Consider the following 1,999-nt stretch of genomic DNA (forward strand, 5'->3'; position numbering starts at 1 on the left):
TCGTCTACGAAGAGGTGCGCCGAACTCACCGTCTCCATCGACGGCATCGCCTTCCAGACCAACATCCTGGCGCTCAACGCCGCGGTGGAAGCCGCCCGGGCCGGCGAACAGGGCCGCGGCTTCGCCGTGGTCGCCTCGGAAGTGCGCACCCTGGCGCAGCGCTCGGCCGGTGCCGCCAAGGAGATCAAGGAGCTGATCGAGAACTCGGTCGGCAAGGTCGCAGAAGGCTCGGCGCTGGTCCACCAGGCCGGCAGCACCATGGGCGAGATCGTGACCTCGGTGCAGCGGGTGACCGACATCATGGCCGAGATCTCCGCCGCCTCGCAGGAACAGAGCGCCGGCATCGAGCAGGTCAACCAGACCGTTATGCAGATGGACGAGACCACCCAGCAGAATGCCGCGCTGGTGGAGGAAGCCACCGCCGCCGCGCGTTCCATGGAAGACCAGGCCAACCAGCTGGCGGCGGCGGTCGCCCTGTTCCACCTCGACAATGCCGCCGCGCCACCTGCCCGTGCCTCCGCCGATGCGCAACCGGCGCCCCGGCGTAACGACACCCGTCCCGCGGCGACGCCGCGGCGCGCGGCGCCGGTGGCTGCACGCAAGGCCGAAGCGGCACTGGCCGATGGCGACGACTGGCAGGAGTTCTGATCCAACGTCGACGGGCCCTGACCGGCGGGCCCGTCGGCGCCTGGCCCGCCACGGAGGCGGGACGCAATGCCGGGGGTGCGCCATCCCGCGTACAGCCCGTTCCGTGATACCGGTCGCACCGCAATCCCGCATGCCGTCATGGAAATGCCATGTTCCCGTCACCAGTGCTGCAGCCGCGGGACGTGGCGCCGATATCGCGGGAAGGCAGGCGGCCATGTCGTGGCACGGGCTGCAGGGCCTGTTCTTCCATGCACGGTGACGGAAAAGGAAACAGCCGCATGAACACCCACCCCGCCCTGCGCATCTTCAGCGACCTGCCGCTGCGTCGGAAATTCGTACTGATGCTGGCGATCCTGGCAACCGGGATCATCGCCCTGTGCCTGGTTACGGCCCGGCGCAACCACGACGAGCTGCTGCGCAACGAGCGCAGCGCCCTGCACACCCGCGTGGAGGCGGCGCTGGCACTGGCCAACCGCTATGCCGACCGCGCCGCCGCCGGCGAACTGGGCGAGGACGAGGCCCGCCGCCAGGCACTGGCGGCCATCGAGTCGCTGCGCAGCGCCAACGGCAGCGACTACCTGTGGGTGAACGACGAGCACCCCACGATGCTGATGCATCCGTACCAGACCGCGCTGAACGGCAAGGACCTCAGCGACGCCACCAGTGCCGACGGCAAGAAGATCTTCGTGGAGATGGTCAGGCTTGCGCAGCGCAATGGCGGCGGCTTCCTCGACTACACCTGGCCCAAGCCCGGGGTCGAGGGCGCGGTGCAGAAGATCTCCTACGTCGGCCTGCACAAGCGCTGGGGCTGGATCATCGGCAGCGGCGAATACACCGACGACATCGCCGCGCGCGCCTGGAGCTTCGGCAGGGTGCTGATCCTTGCCGGCGTGCTGGTACTGCTGTCGGCGCTGCTGGCGTGCTGGCTGATCGCCCGCTCCATCCTGCGCCCGTTGTCCGGTGCGCTCGGTGCGATCCAGGCGGTCTCGCACGGCGACCTCGACGTGCGGGTGGACTACCGCTCGCGCGACGAGATCGGGCAGATGTATGCCGCGATCGGCGAGATGATCGTCCAGCTCAAGACCCGTGCCGGGCAGGACCGCGCCCGTGCCGCCGAGGACCTGCGCATCCGCACCGCGCTGGACGATGTCACCACCAGCGTGATGATCGCCGACGCCGACCTGAACATCATCTACGTCAACCGGCCGCTGATGGAGATGCTGGGCAAGGCCGAACAGGACATGCGCCGCGACCTGCCCCACTTCAACACCCAGACGCTGATCGGTAGCAACATCGACATCTTCCACAAGCACCCGGCGCACCAGCGCAACCTGACAGGCCGACCCGACAC

Annotated in this window: 2 protein-coding genes; both read left to right on the forward strand. The window is 68.7% G+C overall.

The window, feature by feature from the left end:
- Window positions 1-648: methyl-accepting chemotaxis protein (locus tag ABB33_RS14840; protein ID WP_248842462.1), on the forward strand; the 648-nt coding region annotated here is incomplete at its 5' end.
- 278 nt (window positions 649-926) lie between these two features.
- A partial coding sequence (locus ABB33_RS19205) for a cache domain-containing protein (RefSeq protein ID WP_161809432.1) occupies window positions 927-1,999 on the forward strand: 1,073 nt, incomplete at its 3' end.

This window comes from Stenotrophomonas acidaminiphila, assembly GCF_001431595.1.
GTDB lineage: Bacteria > Pseudomonadota > Gammaproteobacteria > Xanthomonadales > Xanthomonadaceae > Stenotrophomonas > Stenotrophomonas acidaminiphila.